13 protein-coding genes are annotated in these 18,884 nt (G+C 66.7%); 6 read left to right on the forward strand and 7 right to left on the reverse strand.

Annotated features, from left to right (window positions below; all coding sequences use genetic code 11):
• Window positions 1-53 precede the first annotated feature (53 nt).
• Entirely contained in the window at window positions 54-1,034 is a 981-nt protein-coding gene (locus BMZ38_RS15975) for an ATP-grasp fold amidoligase family protein (RefSeq protein ID WP_175483807.1), read from the forward strand.
• 193 nt (window positions 1,035-1,227) lie between these two features.
• Here the strand turns inward: BMZ38_RS15975 and BMZ38_RS15980 are convergent, their stop codons facing one another.
• Window positions 1,228-2,763 carry a lipopolysaccharide biosynthesis protein gene (locus BMZ38_RS15980; protein WP_091340061.1) on the reverse strand — a complete coding sequence of 512 codons (1,536 nt, stop codon included), beginning with the start codon at window positions 2,761-2,763 and terminating at the stop codon, window positions 1,228-1,230.
• A gap of 288 nt (window positions 2,764-3,051) precedes the next feature.
• Here BMZ38_RS15980 and BMZ38_RS15985 point away from each other — a divergent pair, with 288 nt between their 5' ends.
• The 5 genes from BMZ38_RS15985 (at window position 3,052) to cysN (ending at window position 9,132) form a co-directional block, all read left to right on the forward strand.
• Window positions 3,052-4,023 (forward strand): glycosyltransferase family 2 protein, encoded by a 972-nt coding sequence (locus BMZ38_RS15985; protein WP_091340062.1) that lies wholly within the window; start codon window positions 3,052-3,054, stop codon window positions 4,021-4,023.
• 119 nt (window positions 4,024-4,142) lie between these two features.
• Complete coding sequence (locus BMZ38_RS15990) at window positions 4,143-5,012, forward strand: sulfotransferase family protein (RefSeq protein WP_175483806.1); 870 nt, start codon at window positions 4,143-4,145, stop codon at window positions 5,010-5,012.
• Window positions 5,013-5,015: 3 nt separating this feature from the next.
• Window positions 5,016-6,119 (forward strand): sulfotransferase family protein, encoded by a 1,104-nt coding sequence (locus BMZ38_RS15995; protein WP_091340067.1) that lies wholly within the window; start codon window positions 5,016-5,018, stop codon window positions 6,117-6,119.
• A 125-nt stretch (window positions 6,120-6,244) separates the two neighbouring features.
• Entirely contained in the window at window positions 6,245-7,231 is a 987-nt protein-coding gene (gene cysD, locus BMZ38_RS16000) for a sulfate adenylyltransferase subunit CysD (RefSeq protein ID WP_091340069.1), read from the forward strand.
• A complete protein-coding gene (cysN, locus tag BMZ38_RS16005) occupies window positions 7,231-9,132 on the forward strand; it encodes a sulfate adenylyltransferase subunit CysN (protein ID WP_091340071.1) in 1,902 nt (633 codons plus the stop codon). The genes cysD and cysN overlap by 1 nt, the downstream gene beginning before the upstream one ends.
• A gap of 309 nt (window positions 9,133-9,441) precedes the next feature.
• Here cysN and BMZ38_RS16010 read toward each other — a convergent pair whose 3' ends face one another.
• The 6 genes from BMZ38_RS16010 to trmB form a co-directional block, all read right to left on the reverse strand.
• Entirely contained in the window at window positions 9,442-10,338 is an 897-nt protein-coding gene (locus BMZ38_RS16010; protein ID WP_091340074.1) for a hypothetical protein, read from the reverse strand.
• Between the two features lie 197 nt (window positions 10,339-10,535).
• Window positions 10,536-11,747 (reverse strand): glycosyltransferase, encoded by a 1,212-nt coding sequence (locus BMZ38_RS16015; RefSeq protein ID WP_175483805.1) that lies wholly within the window; start codon window positions 11,745-11,747, stop codon window positions 10,536-10,538.
• A gap of 89 nt (window positions 11,748-11,836) precedes the next feature.
• Window positions 11,837-14,215, reverse strand: a complete 2,379-nt coding sequence (locus BMZ38_RS16020; protein WP_091340079.1) for an ATP-grasp fold amidoligase family protein — start codon at window positions 14,213-14,215, stop codon at window positions 11,837-11,839.
• 297 nt (window positions 14,216-14,512) lie between these two features.
• Window positions 14,513-15,553: an MraY family glycosyltransferase gene (locus BMZ38_RS16025; protein ID WP_245747325.1), complete on the reverse strand. Its 1,041-nt coding sequence runs from the start codon at window positions 15,551-15,553 to the stop codon at window positions 14,513-14,515.
• A 390-nt stretch (window positions 15,554-15,943) separates the two neighbouring features.
• A complete protein-coding gene (locus BMZ38_RS16030) occupies window positions 15,944-17,761 on the reverse strand; it encodes an SLC13 family permease (protein ID WP_091340086.1) in 1,818 nt (605 codons plus the stop codon).
• A 332-nt stretch (window positions 17,762-18,093) separates the two neighbouring features.
• Window positions 18,094-18,828, reverse strand: coding sequence for a tRNA (guanosine(46)-N7)-methyltransferase TrmB (trmB, locus tag BMZ38_RS16035; RefSeq protein ID WP_091340089.1), 735 nt, complete (start codon window positions 18,826-18,828; stop codon window positions 18,094-18,096).
• Between the last annotated feature and the right edge of the window lie 56 nt (window positions 18,829-18,884).

Raw genomic sequence — 18,884 nt, forward strand, 5'->3', positions numbered from 1 at the left:
TGACGCCTGCCATTGCAGGCGGGAGAAGTCCCATGGGACACAAGGTAGAATCGATGGACCCGGCTTTGTGCACCATTCCCTCGGAAAACTTCTGGAAGGCCCGGGAAGCTGCAGGCGACAAAGTCACCAGCTCAGCGATGAGAAAGGTCGCCCGGCGCGTGTTCTATTCGCTTCCCGACGCGCTGTTCTATCAATACAAGTATTTCTCGATCCACGGCAGGCTCTGCAATTTCAGGAACCCCAAGCGGTTCTCTGAAAAGATCTTCCATCGCATGCGCTATCCGTCGCCTGTCTTTACCCAGCTGGCGGACAAGCTTGCGGCGCGGGATTACATCGCCGAAAAGGTCGGGCCGCAGTACCTGGTGCCGGTGCTGCTCTCCTGCGATGCGGTAACGCCCGAAACGTTCGACAGCTTGCCGCAGTCCTTCGTGATGAAGTCCACCAACGGCTTCTCGCAGGTAAAGATCGTCCGCGACAAGAGCCAGGAAGACCTCCGCAAGCTGGCCGATCTGGCCAACGCGTGGCTGGCCTCCTGTTCGGCGTTCAAGAGCCGCGAAAAGCACTACCTGCGGATTCCGCCGAGGATCGTGTTCGAGCAGTCGCTGCTCGATGGCGGCCATGCTCCGGACGACTACAAGTTCAACGTCTTCAATACGCCCGGGCGGGAGCCGTTCGTCTTCATCCAGCATATGCACGGCCGTTTCGTGGACCTCGAGCAGAAGCTGTACCTGGACGACTGGTCGCCCGCACCGTTCAAGCTGGAACTGCCCCTGCTCCACGAGAGCGCGGCGTCGGTGGGAAAGGTGGAACAGCTGCCTGAAATGCTGACCCTGGCGAGAAAGCTGGCCGAACCATTCGGCTACCTGCGCGTCGATTTCTACGTTCACTGCGGCCGCATCTACGTCGGCGAACTGACCGTCACCCCCGGGGCCGGCACTTACGTGTTCGTTCCGCAAACCTGGGACAGGGAGCTGGGCGACCGGTTCGGCTGGCCGGAGGCCGGCGCGAGTTGCGAGGACAGCTACCGGGCGTGAGCGAGCGCTCGGGGGCGGCTGGCCGGATCCGTGGTCGCCGCCCGCGGACGATAGCCATCGGCCGTTCCGGACGATAAGACGCAGTGCGTGTGGCCCACAGCGGCAACGCCAATCTCGAACGACCATGCCAGTGTGGCCGGCACGCCGGCCTCACTTGATCCCGGCCACGCTCCCTCACCGCGACCGGCAGGCGTCAGGAGGCCTGTCGCTTGCCCGCCCCCGCCGCACCGGGGCGCAGATCCTCGGCCATGGTCAGAAACTCGCGCAGGTGGGCGCGACCGGACGCATCCACCAGCCAGGCGGCGAGATAGAGGCCTGCGTAGAGGAGCGCGTCCACGATGACGACCCAGGCTGCGGACCAATGCGCGGTTGCAGGATGGATTCCCCACAGCACCACTGCCGCGCCAATGGAGGCCAGGGCAGGGCGCGCCAGCGTCCTGGCCGTCGAGCGCAGGTCGACCGGGGTGTCGCGGTATGCATTGAGCAACCCGGGCACTATCAGCAGTACGCGGGTGGCACTGAACGACACGGCGATGCCGAAGGCCCCCCAGGGAAGACCCGCATAGAAGGCGGCCAGCGTGATCCCGGTGGAGACGAGCTGCCAGCGCAATTGCCGCTCTGCGTAGCCCAGCGCCAGGTAGACCCAGCCCGCTGCGATGTTGAAGGTGCCGATGAACGCCGCCACGCCCAGTGCCTGGAAGAGCGGTACGGTGGGAAGCCAGCGGTCGCCCAGCGCCAGCTTGATGAGCGGCTTGGCATCCACGAACAGGAAACACACGGTCGGCATGCCGACGAATACGATCGCGCCCAGCGCGCTGTAATAGAAGCGGGCGAACCGCCTGGGCTGGTCCTGCAGGCGGGCCAGTACCGGCAGCATCACTGCGGTGAAAGGCGCATTGATCTGCTGGATCGGCAGCAGCAGCAGGCGATAGGCGAGCGTGTAGAAGCCCAGCGCCGCATCGGACACGTAGCGGCCGATGAGGATGTTGTCCACGTTGCGGCTGGCGAAGTTGAGCACGGTCGAGCCGCTCTGATTGGCGCCGAGCTTCACCATCGGCCGCACCCCGCTGCCGCGGCGCGGCAACCCCGGCAGCCAGCGGCAGAAGCCGTAGAGCGTCGCCAGTGTCACCAGCGCATTGGCGTACTGCTGCACGACGAAGGCCCAGTAACCGGCGCCCATCCACGCGCTGATCACCGCGGCAATGAAGCCCGCGAGCAGCGCCAGCACCTCGCCACCTGCTTTCTGGGTGAAGCGCATCTGCCGCTGCAGCAGCGCCCGGTGCTGTACGCCCAGGCTGTTGATGAGCACCACGCCGGCCATGCCCACGCCGATCCACAGCACCCTCGGATCCCGGTAGAACCAGGCCATGGCGGGGCTGAGCGCCGCAACGACCAGGCCGATCGCCAGGCCCAGCGCACCATTGAGCCAGAACAGCGTGCTGACCTGCCCGTGGTTGATCTTCACCTGCTGCACGGTCGCCAGCGACAGCCCGCCCGACTGCAGCACGGTGATGAAACCGGTGAGCGCAATGGTCTTGCCGTACACGCCGAAGTCCGCAGGGGCGAGCAGCCGCGCCAGCACCGCCATGCCCGCCAGCTGCAGGACGAAGCGCGCAGCCTGGCTGGACAGCGTGACCGCTGCGCCGCGCACGCTGCGCCCGCGCAGATCCCTCTGCAGATGCTCGGTCTCGAACAGCCGGTGGTGGGCGCTGATGTCCGTGTCACTCATATGAAAGGGGGGCTCTGGGAGAGGGAAGCAGGCTCGGCTGCTGCCGAACCACCAACGTTCCGTGAGTTGGCGTGAATCGTTCGTCTATCGGCGAGGCGCCGATCGGCTTTCGTACAGCTTGCGCGGGGCGCGGCGACGGATCGCCTGTTCGGCGCACGAACGACCGCCGCGCACGAAAGAGTCTGCGTCGCCTACGCCTGCTTCACCATCGATTGCGAATGATTGTGCGATCAGGCCGAGCCCGCCAGCGAACGTGAAGAACGGGTGCCCGCGCGGGCCGGCAGGCACATGAGTGGAGGTGTCGTGGTACCGGATCTGACCATCGTCATTCCTTCCTACCGGTCGGAGCGCTGGGTGGCGCGCGCCATCGGCTCCGCGCTGGAGGAGGGGACACTTGCGCAGAACCTGATCGTGGTCGAGGACGGCGTCTTCGATGGCACCGCCGACGTGGTGCGAGGCTTCGAGGGCGTGCGCCTGGTGTCGCTCGAGCGCAACCTCGGCGCGCCGCATGCGCGCAACCTTGGTTTGTCGATGGCGACGACGCGCTACGTGATGTTCCTCGACGTGGACGACTACGTTGAAAACGGACTGCTGCGCGGCCTGGTCGACCGGCTCGACCAGGAGAGCGCCGATCTCGCCATCGGGCCCTGGCGCTACGACGGCAACGGCAGCGAGCGCCGTGTGCTGCGTGTTCCCGTCGCGCTGGACAATGGCGAGCGCATCTTCCGCTGGAAGGTTTCGCGGGAGTTCTTCCCGCCGTGCTGTGTCGCCTGGCGCGCCGAGAGCCTGCGCGCGATCGGCGGCTGGGACGAGCAGCTGCGCAAGGACCAGGATGGCGAGCTGGTCATCCGCGCGCTGACCCGCGGGCTGCGCGTTGCCGTGAGCACCCAGGGCAACGGCGTGTACTGGCAGCACCACTCGCCGCATCGAGTGCACCACGCGCATCCGGAGCACGTCATGCATGCCGCCGAGGTGACCTACCGGCAAATCCGCGACTGGGTGGATGCCTGCGCAGCCCCGGCCCGCGAGCGCTATCGGACGGAGCTTGGCCGCTATTGCTGCAAGACGGCCTGGATCGCGTACTCCCGCGGCGACGACGAGGCCGGTGCGCAGTGGAGCGGCCGCGCCCGCAAGCTCGGCTTTTCCCGGCGCGGCTACAACACCAGCAGCGCGCTGCTGGCGGCGCTGTTCGGCATGCGCATGTCCTCGCGCATCAAGACGCGCGGCATGAGCATCTACCACCGACTCGCGCATCGATGAACGCCGCCGTGTCCCGCGTGCCGCCGACGCAGACGCCGCTTGACTTCCCGGGCCAGCGCCGGGGGCCACATCCCGTACTCGCCCATGGCGGGAACCGGACCCGACCCATGGATGGAAACATGACCGAGCCTGTACGCCGGTTCCTCAGTGAGCTCCCGCACCCGCTGCGGCGCGCCAAACGCTTCGGCCGCAGCTGGGTGCGTTTCTGCCAGCACAGGACGGCCAGCATATTTCCGCGGCCGGTGATCATCGGCGGCAGTCCGAACGCGGGAACCACGGCAATCGCCGCATGGCTTGCCAAGGCCGTCGGGACCGAGTCCAGCAACGACCCGTTCTGGCGCGTCGCGCACTACGACGCGCAGGGGTTCCTGCTGCCTGACATCCTCGAGGGGCGACTGACCGCGGGCCAGTTCGTGGACCGGTTCGGCGCCTACTTCCAGGCCGAGATCGTCAAGGACCCGGATTTTGCGTTCCTCTACCGGCAGCTGAAGGAGCGCTTTCCGCAATCGAAACAGGTGTTCGTCGTGCGCGACCCCCGCGACAACATCCGCAGCATCCTTCATCGCCTCGGGATCCCTGGCGACCTGAAGGAGCTCGACCCACGCGATGGCTACGTCCCGGCCAGCCGGCAGCGCTGGCGGGCCATCTTCGAGGGCCATGGCCTGGGCATCACACGGGGCAACTACGTCGCGCGGCTGGCGCAGCGATGGAGCCTGGGCGTACGCAGCTACCTCGACGCGCGCTCATCCATCCACCTGGTCCGCTATGAGGACGTCGTGGCCGACAAGACCGGCGTGATCGAACAGTTGGCCGACGATCTCGACATGCCGGTGGTGGCCGACATCAGCGGCGCGGTGGACGGATCGTTCCCGCTGCGCGGCGGCCACCACACGGCGCTGGAGACCTTCTTCGGTGCCGCCAACCTGCGCTCCATCGAAAACCTGTGTGCCGACGGCATGTCGGCGCTTGGCTACGGCAAGGAACCCTGAGCCATGAACTGGAACTCGCTCGCAGACCGCGACGGCGGACAAGGGCGCCCGTCCGGCGGACCTGTGCCCATCCCGGCTGCCGGCAGGGACCCGCGCGGTACGCCGCCGGAAACTTGCCAGAGCCCTTCGGGCGAACGCCCGCCGGTATTCCTGCTCGGCTCGCACAAGAGCGGCAGCAGCCTGTTGCGCAGCCTTCTGGACGGCCATCCGGAACTGGCGGTGCTGCCGAAGGAAACGCACCTGTTCCAGTTCACCGACCACTGGGTGAACTACCGCCGTCGACGCAACCTGCCGCACGGGCTCGAGGGCAACGAACTGGTCGAACGGATGCTCGACCAGATCCGCCTCGATACCCGCCCGGGCAACCCGTATGCGGACGCACCGGGCTTCGCCTACCGCATGGAAGTGCTCGAACCGCGCCTGCGCGCCCTCGATCCGACCGACATGCCGGCGTTCTTCATGGGCTACATGCGCGCGGCCTATGAAGCCGCAGCCGGCACGCCACCGCGCGATGGGTCCATGCTGGTGGAGAAGTCGGTGGAACACGCCGAGTTTGCCTACGTCCTTGCGCGCTATTTCCCCGGCGCGCGCTTCATCCACATCGTCCGCAATCCCTATGCCACGGTGGTCGCGCTGCGCCGCATGCTGCAGGCGAACACGGGGAACTTCCCCTATCTGTGGCCGATGGCGTGCTCCCTGCACAACTCCTATCACCACCTGTTCACCAACCGGCTGGCGGTACCCGATTACCTCTGCATCCGCTTCGAGGACTTGCTCGGCCACATCGCCGCGACCATGCGCCAAGTGGCTTCGTTCCTGGACATCGACTACCTGGACCTGCTTACGCGGCCCACCTCGATGGGTGAGCACTGGCAGGGAAACAGCACCAGCAACGAAGCTTTCGGCGGCGTCTCGCACAAGCCGTTGGAGGCGTGGAAGGCGCAGATCACCGATTACGAGATCGCCCTAGCGAATATGGTCGCCGGCCCAGTGCTGGAGGATTTCGGCTACGAACGGCTCGAGGCGCGCCATCCTTCACGGCGTGCCAGGCGCGAACGAGCCAAAACCTATCTCGCCAACCGATTGGCGCTTTCGCTCGGAATTTGAATCGCGCTTGCGGCCGATATAGCTGGCGCGCATAACGGGAATCTATCAATTTCTTTCACGGCGCCATATCTAAAGTCCCAGCATTGCCGACTTTGGCGTCTTCACACGGACAAGGAAACATGCCCATGGCCCTGGCTGCAATTCCGGATCAGAACGGCACCCCGCGCAGCGACGCCGCAGCGCGCGCCGGCGCTGCCGACATCCAGTCACTCGCCACTTCATCGCATCTGAAGCGGCTGGAAACCGAGGCTATCCACATCATGCGCGAGGTGGCCGCGGAATTTGCCAACCCGGTGATGCTCTACTCGGTCGGCAAGGATTCCTCGGTGCTGCTGCACCTGATGCTGAAGGCGTTCTACCCCGCGCCGCCGCCGATCCCGATGCTGCACGTGGACACCACCTGGAAATTCCGCGAGATGATCGCCTTCCGCGACCGCCGCGCGAAGGAGACCGGCTGCCGTTTGCTGGTGCACACCAACCAGGAAGGCGTGGCGCAGGGGGTGAACCCGTTCAGCCACGGCGCCACCGTGCATACCGACGTCATGAAGACGCAGGCGCTCAAGCAGGCGCTCAACCAGTACAAGTTCGACGCGGCCATCGGCGGCGCGCGCCGCGACGAGGAGAAATCGCGCGCCAAGGAGCGCGTGTTCTCTTTCCGCAACGCGCAGCACCGCTGGGATCCGAAGAGCCAGCGCCCGGAGCTGTGGAGCCTGTACAACACGCGCATCCACAAGGGCGAGAGCGTGCGCGTGTTCCCGCTGTCGAACTGGACGGAACTGGACATCTGGCTCTACATCTACCGCGAGAACATCGAGGTGCCCTCGCTGTACCTGGCCGCCGAGCGGCCGGTGGTCGAGCGTGACGGCCAGCTGATCATGGTCGATGACGACCGCATGCCGCTCGAACCCGGCGAGGTGCCGCAGATGCGCAAGGTGCGCTTCCGCACGCTCGGCTGCTACCCGCTCACCGCGGCGATCGAGTCCGAGGCCGACACGCTGCCAGCGGTGATCCAGGAAATGCTGATCGCGCGCACCTCCGAGCGGCAGGGCCGCATCATCGACCAGGATGCCTCGGCCTCCATGGAAAAGAAGAAGCAGGAAGGGTATTTCTGATGGATCTTAAGACCACCGACAGCCAGTCGAGCGCCGCCGTCACCGCGATCGACGATTACCTGCAGCGCCACGAGACCAAGAGCCTGCTGCGCTTCATCACCTGCGGCAGCGTGGACGACGGCAAGAGCACCCTGCTCGGGCGCCTGCTGTACGACACCAAGCTGCTGTTCGACGACCAGCTCGCGGCGCTCGAGGGCGACAGCCTGCGTCACGGCACGCAGAACGGCGAGCTGGATTTCGCACTGCTGGTCGACGGCCTGGCCGCGGAGCAGGAGCAGGGCATCACCATCGACGTGGCCTACCGCTTCTTCAGCACGGACAAGCGCAAGTTCATCGTTGCCGACTGCCCGGGGCACGAGCAGTACACGCGCAACATGGCCACCGGAGCGTCCACCGCGGACCTCGCCGTCGTGCTGGTCGATGCGCGCAAGGGTCTGCTCACGCAGACCCGGCGGCACACCTACATCTGCGGGCTGCTTGGCATCCGCCACGTGCTGCTGGCGGTCAACAAGATGGACCTGGCCGGCTACGCGCAGAGCACCTTCAAGCGCATCGAGAGCGACTACCGCGTGGTCGCCGCGCAGATGGGCATCGAGCACGTCACCGCCGTGCCGCTGTCCGCGCTGCACGGCGAGAACGTCTCCAACCGCTCTCAGGCGATGGGCTGGTACAACGGGCCCAGCCTGCTCGAGCACCTGGAGACGGTGCAGGTCGAGCGCGCCGTGAGCAAGCTCGGCTTCCGCATGCCGGTGCAGTGGGTGTGCCGGCCCAACCAGAATTTCCGCGGTTATGCCGGCCAGGTGGTGGCCGGTGCGATCGCCCCGGGCGACGAAGTGGTGGCGCTGCCCAGCGGCGTGCGCTCTCGGGTGGCGCGCATCGTCACGCCCGATGGCGACCTGCCGCGCGCCGTCGCCGGCGACGCGGTGGCGATCCAACTCGAGGACGAGCGCGACATCAGCCGCGGCGACGTGATCGCGGCGATCTCCTCGCCGCCGCAGGTGGCCGACCAGTTCGCCGCGCACGTGCTGTGGATGGACGGCGCCGCATTGCTGCCCGGCCGCCCTTACTGGATGAAGATCGGCGCGCGCCTGGTCACGGCGCAGGTGACCGAGATCAAGCACCGCGTCGACGTGAACACGCAGGAGAAGCGGCCGGCCAAGCGCCTGGAACTCAACGAGGTGGGCTATTGCAACCTCGGCCTGGACCACGCGATCGCGTTCGAGTCGTACGCCGACTGCCGCGAGCTCGGTGCGTTCATCCTGATCGACCGGCAGACCAACGCCACCGTCGCCGCCGGCACGCTCGACTTCGCGCTGCGCCGCGCCGACAACATCCACTGGCAACACACCGACGTCGACCGCACGGCCCGTGCGCGCATCAAGGGCCAGACCCCGGCTTGCCTGTGGTTCACCGGACTGTCCGGCTCGGGCAAGTCGACCATCGCCAACGTGGTCGAGAAACGCCTGCACGCGATGGGCTACCACACGTACATGCTCGACGGCGACAACGTGCGCCACGGCCTCAACCGCGATCTGGGCTTCACCGAGGAGGATCGCGTGGAGAACATCCGCCGCGTTGCCGAGGTGTCGAAGCTGATGGTGGACGCGGGACTGATCGTGCTGGTGTCCTTCATCAGCCCGTTCCGCAGCGAACGCGGCATGGCGCGGCGGTTGTTCGAGAACGGCGAATTCCGCGAGGTGTTCGTCGACACGCCGCTGGAGGTGTGTGCCGAGCGCGATCCCAAGGGCCTGTACGCGAAGGCCCGCGCCGGCCAGATCAAGAACTTCACCGGTATCGACTCGCCCTACGAGCGTCCGGAGCAGCCCGAGCTGCACCTGCAGACACAGGGGCTGGCCGTGGACGAGCTGGCGCAGCGGGTGATCGATACCTTGCTGGGATGAGATGGAGGCGGGAACCTCCCGGCCGTAGGCCGGGTAGGCGCCCCACGGCGAGGCTTCGGGACGTCTTGGTCTTGCCGAGGTGACATCAAAACCCCGGCGCATCTCCGATCCAACGGAGGTGCGCCGGGTTTTTTTTGCTCGACGGTGCGGTAGCCACGTTCCCGAACACAGCAGGCGTTGCCTGCCAAAGCAAAGCGAGCGGCAAGCGGTACGCCCGGACCCGTGAGCGCGAGGGGGCGGTTGAGGCGGCGCCATCCATGGCGTCGCCCGGTCCTCCGTGGTCGGCGCTATCCGGCAGCCGCCGTTGCTTCAGTTGGCCGCGAGCGACGAACCACGTGCCGGCGTGCCGCTGGCCAGCTGGATGGGAGCCTGTTCGTCAGGGTGTTCCCTCATGCTCGGGACCGCGTAACCGAATTTCTCCACGACCAGCCTGTCCCAGTAGTCGATCAACTGCTCCGACGGCGCGTCGTAGTAGTAGTCGAGTTTCCGCTTCCGGCTCGTGGTGTTGGTCTTGGGACGGGAGAGCACTTTCGCTTCGGTCGCCGGGGAGAACTCGAATCCGGCGCTCTTGAGTGCGTCCAGCAGATCGGATTCCAGGTGCTCGTTGCGCACGAAGTAGTCGATGAAGCAGTTGCTTGCCTCGTAATCGGTCAGCTGGTCGCTGGTGGCGATGGCATTCAATGCATCCATGTTGCCTTTCTTGCAGGCGAACGTCTTCAGGTAGCTGTAGGTCAGGAAGCCCGTGACCTGGCCCACGCCGGATTGGGCATAGCCCTCGACGTCCGGACGGAATTCCTTGTCGTGCATCATGTGCAGCCATTCGCGGAAGGCGCCGGGGTCGTTGACGTCCTGGTAGGTGCGCCTCCATTTGTCCGCGATCCGGTTGGGCCGGCTTTGCAGGAGTTCGTGAACGGCCGACAGCGGGTTCGTCCTCCAGCCGCGGCCCTTGAACTTGATGCCATGCTTGGTCACGTTGCCGAACACCGTGCCCTTGCGGTGGCAGCCGAAGGCCCACAGCGAGACGTACCAGTCCCACGGGTCCCTGACCGACCCCAGGAAGATCCTCCCCTCGGAAAACAGGCGCCGGCTCGCCTGGTTGTGCTTGCCGACCAGTCTTCCACCCACGAGCTCGTCGAGCAGGTCGCGGATGTGCGTGCATCCGGTTTTCTGCAGCTCGAGAAAAACGATTCTGTCCGATATGAACATGGCTTCACTCCGTTTCGTCACATCGTGGGCGGCTGTACGGTTGCACGGGCGTGCAAAGAACGACGTTTCCCCGACAACCGGATGCAACCCTTCTTTTTGGGACTTCCGTGCTCTTGCGCAGGCCTTCCGGACGCCGATGATGGGCCGGCCTGCCGGCGCATCGGGGCCGGGCGGCCCACGCGAGAGACTCTCCTATATCAAGCGGCCGATCCGCGTTCCTCCGGCTCGAGCGCGTGCGAGTGGGCGACCGGCTGGTAGGTGGACGCATGGCGGTCATAGATGGTTTCCAGTCGTGCCACGCAGTCGCGGATATCCATGTTCTCCACCATGTGCTTCCGCCCGCCAGCGCCGAACCGGGCGGCCAGTTCGTCGTTGCCCAGCAGGGCCGCAAGGCCGTCGCGGAGGGCGGCCACGTCCTTCTCGGCATGCGCGAAGCCGGTGCTGCCGTGGACGATGCCCTCGTCGGCACCGCCGCGCGCGGAGGTGATCACCGGTACGCCGGCAGCCTGGGCTTCCAGCAGCACGATGCCCAGGCCCTCGGCGTCACCGTTGCTCGCGGTGATGCTCGGCAGGCAGAACACGCGCGCGCGGTGCAGCCGTTCACATACCTCCCCTGGCGAGAGCGAGCCGGCGAATTCGACACGCACGCCTAGTTGCTGGGCCAGCGCGCGCAGCCTCGGCTTCTGCGGACCATTGCCCACGATCACCAGCCGCGCCTCCGGGAAGCGCTCCTGCACCTGGCTGAAGGCCTCGATCAGGTACTGGCATCCCTTCTTTTCCACCAGGCGGCCGACGAAGAGCACCTCGTTGCGCTGCGCCAGCGGCAGGCCGCCCGGGACGAAGCGGCGCGTGTCCACGCCGATGTGGTTGACGCTGATCTTCCCGGCGGGAATGCCGACCTCGATCGCGCGCTTCTTGATGGCGCGCGACACGGCGATGAAGTGCACGCGCGGATCGCGCGCGATAGCCAGCAGGCCCTTCGGATAACCGCGCAGGACGAAGCCGCCGCGTCCGGACTCCCACCACTGGCGGTCCGTATGGATGTCGTAGCCGTGCAGGGTGACCAGCACCGGCAGGTCCAGTTGCCGCGCCACCGGCCAGATCAGGTATGCGTCGGTGCCGAAGTGGACGTGCAGCAGTTGCGCCCGTTCGGCGCGCAGCCGCGCCAGCTTGTTCGGCGGCAGCGTCGCCAGCCGGGTGCTGGCCCGGGCCAAGCGGTGGAGCAGCCGGTTGCGGAAACCGACCAGGCGCACATCCAGCTCGTCCAGCGGCAATCCTGCGGGGAGAAGCCGCTCGCCGACCAGCACGCCGTGCCAGCGCACAAGCATGCGCACCTGCTCGCGGATGAAGGTTTCCGAGTAGGGCAGAAGGTCGCCCTTGTACACCAGTATCTTGCGCGACTGTCGCATGGCGTCGGTTTGGCCTGGTCGTGCATGGCACGGCCGGCTGCCGTCCTGGCTACCGGGCGGGCGATCGTTGTGAATGGATGGCGTTGGCATCATTGCCCCTCGACCGTGCCCGCGATGGCGGCGTAGTCGCGAGACGAGCGGTTGCCTCTCGAGGCGGAGTCCGACGTGGGACCCTCAGGCCAGCCGAACCGCTGGCCAAGCCAGAGGTCCCAGTCGCGCGGCGCGAACACGTAGTAGCCGGCACCAGGAGTGAGCGTGAGTTCACCTATATAGATGCGCCCGTCATGCACGTAAAAATCCACCCTCAGGTAGCCCAGTGGCTCGGCCAGGGTGGTCGCCAGCTTCAGCATTTCCTCCAGCAGCGGCGGGCGCGGACTCAGCGCGCCGTGGCACTTCTGGTTCTGCAGCTTGAACGGCGCGGGGCTCCAGTCGGCCAGGAACAGGTCCTGCGTCAGGTGCACGAAGCGCCCGCGCATGTACTGGATGAACACGAACGGTGCGCGCTCGCCGCCCGGATTGAACACGTTGAACTTGTAGTCGTCCGGCGGATTGCCGTCTTCCAGCAACGCCTTCTCGAACAGGATCCTCGGGGGGATCGCGCGATAGTGCTTCTCGCGCTTGCGCACGGTGACCCCGCCGTCCAGCCAGCTGTTGGCCAGGGTCGCCAGCGCCTCGAGGTCTTCCTGGCGCTTGTCGTGCACCACGTAGACCTGCCCCGCGCTGTGGTTCGACTTCATCACGAAGGTGTCGGGAAGGCGATCGAACGTATCGACGCAGACCCGCTCGCAAGAGTGGTAGAGCGGCACCAGATACCGCTCGCCCACGCGATCGGCGATATAGCCACGTGCAGCGAGCTTGTCGGCCAGGCGCGAAAAGAAGGGCCGCGGATGCCGCATCCGATGGAAGATCTTTTCCGAGAAATACCGGGGACGCCTGAAGTTGCAGAGGCGGCGGTGGGTAATGAAATACCTGTACTGGTAGAAAATCGGGTCAGGCAGATAGGCCAGCAAGCCGGCCAGTTTCTCCCGCGTGCTGGAGCGTTGAGTGGTTGTCATAGACGCCTTGTCATGTCTCGGGGCGTCATCTGCGGCGCTCCCCGGCACGGCCAGGCCGGCGGTCACGCTGGCCCTGCTTCCTCCACTGCAGGCTAACGTTGCCGAAATCAACGCGGCGTTAAGTACGGCGCCGGCCAGGCTGAACCCGGCCACCGCCGCCACGTCGCTGTGGAACCAGGCAAAGCCTGCGTAGATGGCCGCTGCGCGCAACACCACGCTGCCGATTTCGTAGACCAGGTAGAAGCCCTGCAGGGACAGCGTGGCGATGGCGGCCACGCTGGGGCGATTGAGGAAACCAAAGAAGAGCCAGATGGCTAGCCAGCGCGCGTACTCGCCGGTGGGCGCCCAGGCTGCACCAAACACCCAGCGGAACAGCGATGGGCCGGACACCGCCACCAGACCGAACGGCACGATGCCGGCCACGGCGAGCAGGCCGGTGCCTTTGAGCAACAGTCGGCGCAGGTCCGCGCCGTGCCGCGCGGCTTCGGTGAAGCGCGGATAGAACACGTCGCTGACGGCTTTGCCGATGAGACGGAAGGGCATGGAAAGCACCGTCCGCGCGAGCGTGTAGAAGCCCGCTGCGCTGGTGCCGAACAGGCTGGCGAGCATGACCACGGGCAGGCCCTGGGCCGCGGCATTGAGCCCGATCTGCGGCGCGCGGTAGAGCGCGAAGTCGCGATGCCGGCATGCCAGCTCGCGCAGCGACGTCTGCCCCGGCCCGGCACGGCGAAACAAACTTCCACGCATGCCGGACGCGAGCATCGTCGCATACAGCCCATTGCCGAGCGTGGCCAGTACGACCAGCGTGGCGGCAAGCGGCTGGACGAAGCCGGCCACCGCCTTGGCGCCATTCATCAGCAGCGACTGCAGCACGGCCACGCGCGCGGTCAGGGTGAACTGCTTGGTGCGGATACGCCACTGCTCGACCACCTGCAGGCAGGCAGCGAGGAACATCGCCGGCCCCAGCCATGGCAGGAAAGGTTCGATCGCCTCAAGCTGCAGCAGCCTGACCAACGGCCCACCGACGACGAATACCGCCAGTTCGACCAGCACCGAGCTGGTCAGCGCGATCGCCACGGACAGCCACGCCAGCCCACGGGCATCGCTTTCGCGCGCCGGCAACACGATGGCGATGGGATAGCTGAGCGCCGCGATCGGACCGATGACGCCCAGCAAGGCGGTGAAGCTGCCCAGGACGCCGAAGGCGGCCGGGCCATACTGGCGTGCGATCAGCGGCGCGCAGGCGACGGTGACCGCTTGAGCGGCGGCCGTGCCGGTCGCCACCGCCGCAACGTTGCGCAGGAAACGGCTGCGGCTCAAGCGGTACAGGTGATGTCGCCAGCCAGGCACTGCCGATGTGATGGGCCGGCCCGCAGCGCTGGTCTGCATGGCCAGGCCGGGTTTGCTGGTCACTCGGAGAACTCCCTCGGAAATGGCGCGTTCGCGGGATCCCCGCACGCTGCTGTCGAGCACGCTGGCAAAAAAACTAGGTGCGATCGGGTGGATGGGCTGTGAAGCGGCGGGCAGTGAACCGACGCGCTGAGGCTTCCGTCACACCATGCGCAGCAGTGGTCGCGCATGTGGTTTCCGGCGAGTCCTGCCTTGCCCGCACGCTGACGCGTAGCCGACGTTGGTTCGTCGGCTACGCGTCGAGTGCTGGCTGGTGCGCTGTCTACGCCAGGCCGGGGAATCGGCAGCAGTGGATCCGATTCATTCCGCCGCCGCGCCGCGCTTGGATCCGTCATCCGGCCGCCGTCCCAGGCCGGCACGGGTGGGCTTCTGCGGGAAGGCGAGGACGCGGGCGCTGGTCAGCATGCCATGTGCCGTATGCACGGGGGCGGGCGCGGGCAGGGGACGCGGAGCCGGCCCTTGGGCCTGCTGGCGCTGCCACACACGGTTGGTGGTGGTGACGTAGATGAGCGTCAGCGCGCCGAAGGCGAGCAGGTTGCTGCCGGGCGCCAGCGAGTGGGTGAGCATGCCCGTCAGCGCCAGAACGATCGCCAGCATCACCAGCGCCACCAGCGTGGTGCGCGGTCCCAGGCCGGCGCGCAGCATCATGTGGTGGATGTGGCCGCGGTCCGGCTTGAACGGGCTCTTGCCCTCGCGGATGCGGCGCACCATCACCGCCAGCGTGTCCAGCACCGGCAAGCCGACGCACCACAGCACGTCGATCGTGGAAAGCTCGTTGTCGGGCACGCTCTGGCTGAGGTGGATCAAGGTCCAGGCCAGGATGTAGCCGACCACCATGCTGCCGGCGTCGCCGAGGAAAATCTTCTTCCCCACCAGGCCCAGGTTTACTGCCAGGTAAGGCACCAGCGCACCGGCCAGGAGTACCAGCACGATCACGCCAGGCCACTGCGGCTGGCCCTGGTACATGATGATGGCGCCGATGCTGACCAGGGCCAGCGTGCCAGCCAGGCCGTCGATGCCGTCCATCATGTTGAAGGCATTGAGCAGACCGATCACCGCGATGACCGTCAGCGGAATGCCGAACACGCCCAGTTCGAATTCCTTGCCGAAGAGATGGCCCAGCGTGTGGATGTGAACGCCGGTCACCGCGACCATGGTCAGTACCGCGGCGGTCTGCACCAGCAGCCGCGTGCGCACGCTCAGGTCGAAGCGGTCGTCCAGCGCGCCCACCACCGCCAGCACCGCCGCCGTGGCCAGCAGCGTGCTGGTGAACAGGTGCGCCTGGCCGTCGACCACCGCACCGGCAAGCACGCCGATGAATGCCGCCAGGCCCCCGATCAAGGGGATGTGGCCTACGTGATGTTTGCGTTCATCCGGACGATCCACCAAGCCCCAGGACTCGGCGAATCGATACAGGATGGCGATCGCCAGCGACGAAACGCAGGCGGCCGTCAGACATGCAACAAGTATCCGGGAGTACTGCATAGTGGCTAGTCCCATCGTCCTGATTGGGCCATGCCGCAGGCGGTTCTTTCCCACCAGTTGGCACGGCACCACCCGCGTTAGCAGGCAAAACCGGATATCCCCGTTCCCTGGCCCCCGTGAGGAGGCTTCCGGCAAGACTAGGCAGGCACCAGTGCAATTGACGTCAATGGGAGACAGGCGCCGCCGGCCTGCAAGGAAGGCGCCGCGGGCCTGTCCCGGCCGCTTGGCGATTCAGTGAAGAATCAGTCAGCGGAACAGCAGATTGATCATCACCAGCGTGGCCACCAGCATCGCCAGCGTGAGCGGCACGCCGACGCGCAGAAAGTCCTTGCCGCGGTAGCCGCCGGGGCCAGCCACCATCATCAGGGCCGGGTGGCCGGAGCTGAGCAGGAAGGTGTTGGACGAGGATACCGCGACGATCAGCGCGTACGCTGAAGGGTTGCCGCCGGTGGCCACCGCCACGCTGATCGCGATCGGCACCATCATCACCGTGGCGCCCACGTTGGACATGACCTGCGAGAACAGCAGCGTGAGCACCGCCAGGCAGGTCTGCAGGATCCATGGCGAGGCGCCGCCGAGGTGGTTGAGCACCTCCTGCGCCAGCCAGGCCGCGGTGCCGGTGGCGTCCATCGACCAGCCCAGTGGAATGAGACAGGCCGTGACGAAAATCGTCTTCCAGTTGACCGCCTTGTAGGCCTCGTCCATGTTCAGTACGCCGGTCAGCAGCATGCCGATCGCGCCGGTCATCATCGCTACCGACAGGTCCAGGTGGGTGAACAGCGCCAGGCACTTGGCCAGCAGGAAGAAACCCACCGCCTGCCAGATCTTGCCGGGGCGCTGCTCCTCCTTGGGAATGTCGGTGACGACCACCAGGTCCTTGTCCTCGGTCGCCAGCGCCAGGTCGCGCCAGCTCGAGTGCAGCACCAGCGTGTCGCCGGCGCGCAGGCTCACGCCGCGCACGTCGTCGCGGAACACCTGGTCGCCGCGGTTCACCGCCAGCACCGAGATGCCATAGCGCTTGCGCAGGCGCAGATCGCCCACGCTCTGCTTGAGGAAGCGCGATGACGGCGGCAGCACCGCCTCGGAGATGCCCGCGCGGGTCGGGTTGAACAACTCGCCCAGCTGGCGCATGCGCGGCGAGACCTTGCACAGCTGGTTGTTGGCGAAGCGGCTGATCTCCTCGCGTGGCGCCAGCACGCCGAGCACCGAGCCGACCCAGATCACGTAGTCGACCGGCGGCGCCATGCGCGCATCGTTGCCGCTCTTGATCGCCAGGATCAGTGGCGCGCCATGCAACTGCTCCACCTCGCCGATGCTCATGCCGACCAACGGGCTTTCGGCGGTGACGGTGAGCTCGGCCGTCTCGCCGCCGATGCCGTAGGTCTCGGCGAAGTAGCTCTCGGTGCGGCCGGGGGTCACCTTCAGGCGTTCGTCCTCGCGCTCGGGCAGCAGCTTGCGGGCGAACAGCCAGAAATATCCGATGCCGAGCAACGCCAGCACCAGGCCCACCGGGGTCACGCTGAACAGGCCGAACTTCGGAATGGTGTGCGCGCCGGGCGGCAGGTTCGCGTTGGCGCTGGCGATCAGGTCGTTGAGAACGATCAGCGGCGAGTTGGCGATCAGCGTGGTGTTGGTCGCGGTCAGGATGCAGAAGCCCATCGGCAACAGCAGCCGCGAGATCGGCACGCCGGTGCGCGCGGACAGGCGGCTGGTCACCGGGATCATCAGCGCGGCCAGCGCCTGGCTCGGGATCACCGCGCTGAACAGGCTGGTGACCGAGTTGATCACCACGCCCAGCCGCGATTCCTTGCCGCGCGCCATGCGCATCACGAAGCTGGCGGTCAGCGAGAGCACGCCGGCGCGGTCCAGTCCCGCGCCCATGATCATGATCGCGATGATTGCGATCACCGCGTTGCCGGCGAAGCCGTTGAATACGCGGTCCGAAGGAATCAGCCCGGTCAGGCCGATCACCACCACCACCAGCAGCGCGACCATGTCGGCGCGGATCCATTCCAGCACCAGCATCAGCATGGTGAAGCCCACCAGCCCGAGTACCAGGATCATTTCGGGGGTGAGCGCGAGGGCCACTAGCGAGCGTCCAGGAAGGGCTGGTGGTGGAAGCGGATGGGATTGTGCAGTGGATGCCTCACGCGGCCGGGCCCGTCCCTGTTTGCCCGCCAGTATAAGCGGCACGTTGCAGTGGCTGGTGAACCACGGGCTTGCGCGGTGACACATTCTTGAACCCTCGCCCCTCTGGGGGAGAGGTCAGGGCGAGGAGCCGGGGCTCGCGGGTCGCTTGATCGAGCAAGGCTGTTGGAAAGCCTCGGACGATGAGGCCGAGGCAAGCGCAACCCCTCACTCCGAGCCTATCCCCGCAGAGAAGAAGGAGCAGCGCATCACGCCCTTCGATAGAGCAGGTCCCAGACACCGTGTCCGAGCTTCAGCCCGCGCCGCTCGAAGTGCGTTTCGATGCGCCAGGCCGGCTTCTCCGCATACTGGCCGGGCGCGATGGCATTGCGCCACGCGGGTGCGGCTTCCATCACCTCGAGCATGTGCTCGGCGTAAGGCTGCCAGTCGGTGGCCAGGTGCAGCAGGCCGCCTGCCGCCATGCGCGAGGCGAGCAGCGCGACGAACTCCGGCTGCACGATGCGCCGCTTGTTGTGCCGCTTCTTGTGCCAGGGATCCGGAAACCAGATGCGCGCCTCGGCCAGCGCGCCCGGTGCGATCTCGTGCTCGAGCACTTCGACCGCGTCGTGTTTGTAGATGCGCACGTTCGCCGCCGCGCGTTCGGCCAGCGCGTTCATCAGCCGGCCCACGCCGGGGCCGTGCACCTCGACGCCGATGTAGTCGCGCAGCGGATCGTGCTCGCTGGCCCAGGCCAGCGCCTCGCCGTTGCCGAAGCCGATTTCCAGCACGCGCGGGGCGATGCGGCCGAAGCGGGCGTCGAAGTCCTGCGCGGCACCGTGGTAGTCGATGCCGAAGCGTGCCCAGTGCGCATCGAAGGCCCGCTGCTGCGCCGGCGTCATGCGGCCCTCGCGCAGCACGAAGCTGCGGATGCGGCGAAGGTGCGGGGGGCGGTCGGGATGTTCGGACGGGTCGGTCACGGCGTGCGCCTGGATTGCGGGGGACATGGCGCTTGCGAAGGTCGCGCCATGTCGCGGGGCGGCGCATTGTAGCGGCGGCGCCG

This window comes from Frateuria terrea (assembly GCF_900115705.1).
In the GTDB taxonomy this organism is placed as follows: Bacteria; Pseudomonadota; Gammaproteobacteria; order Xanthomonadales; family Rhodanobacteraceae; genus Frateuria_A; species Frateuria_A terrea.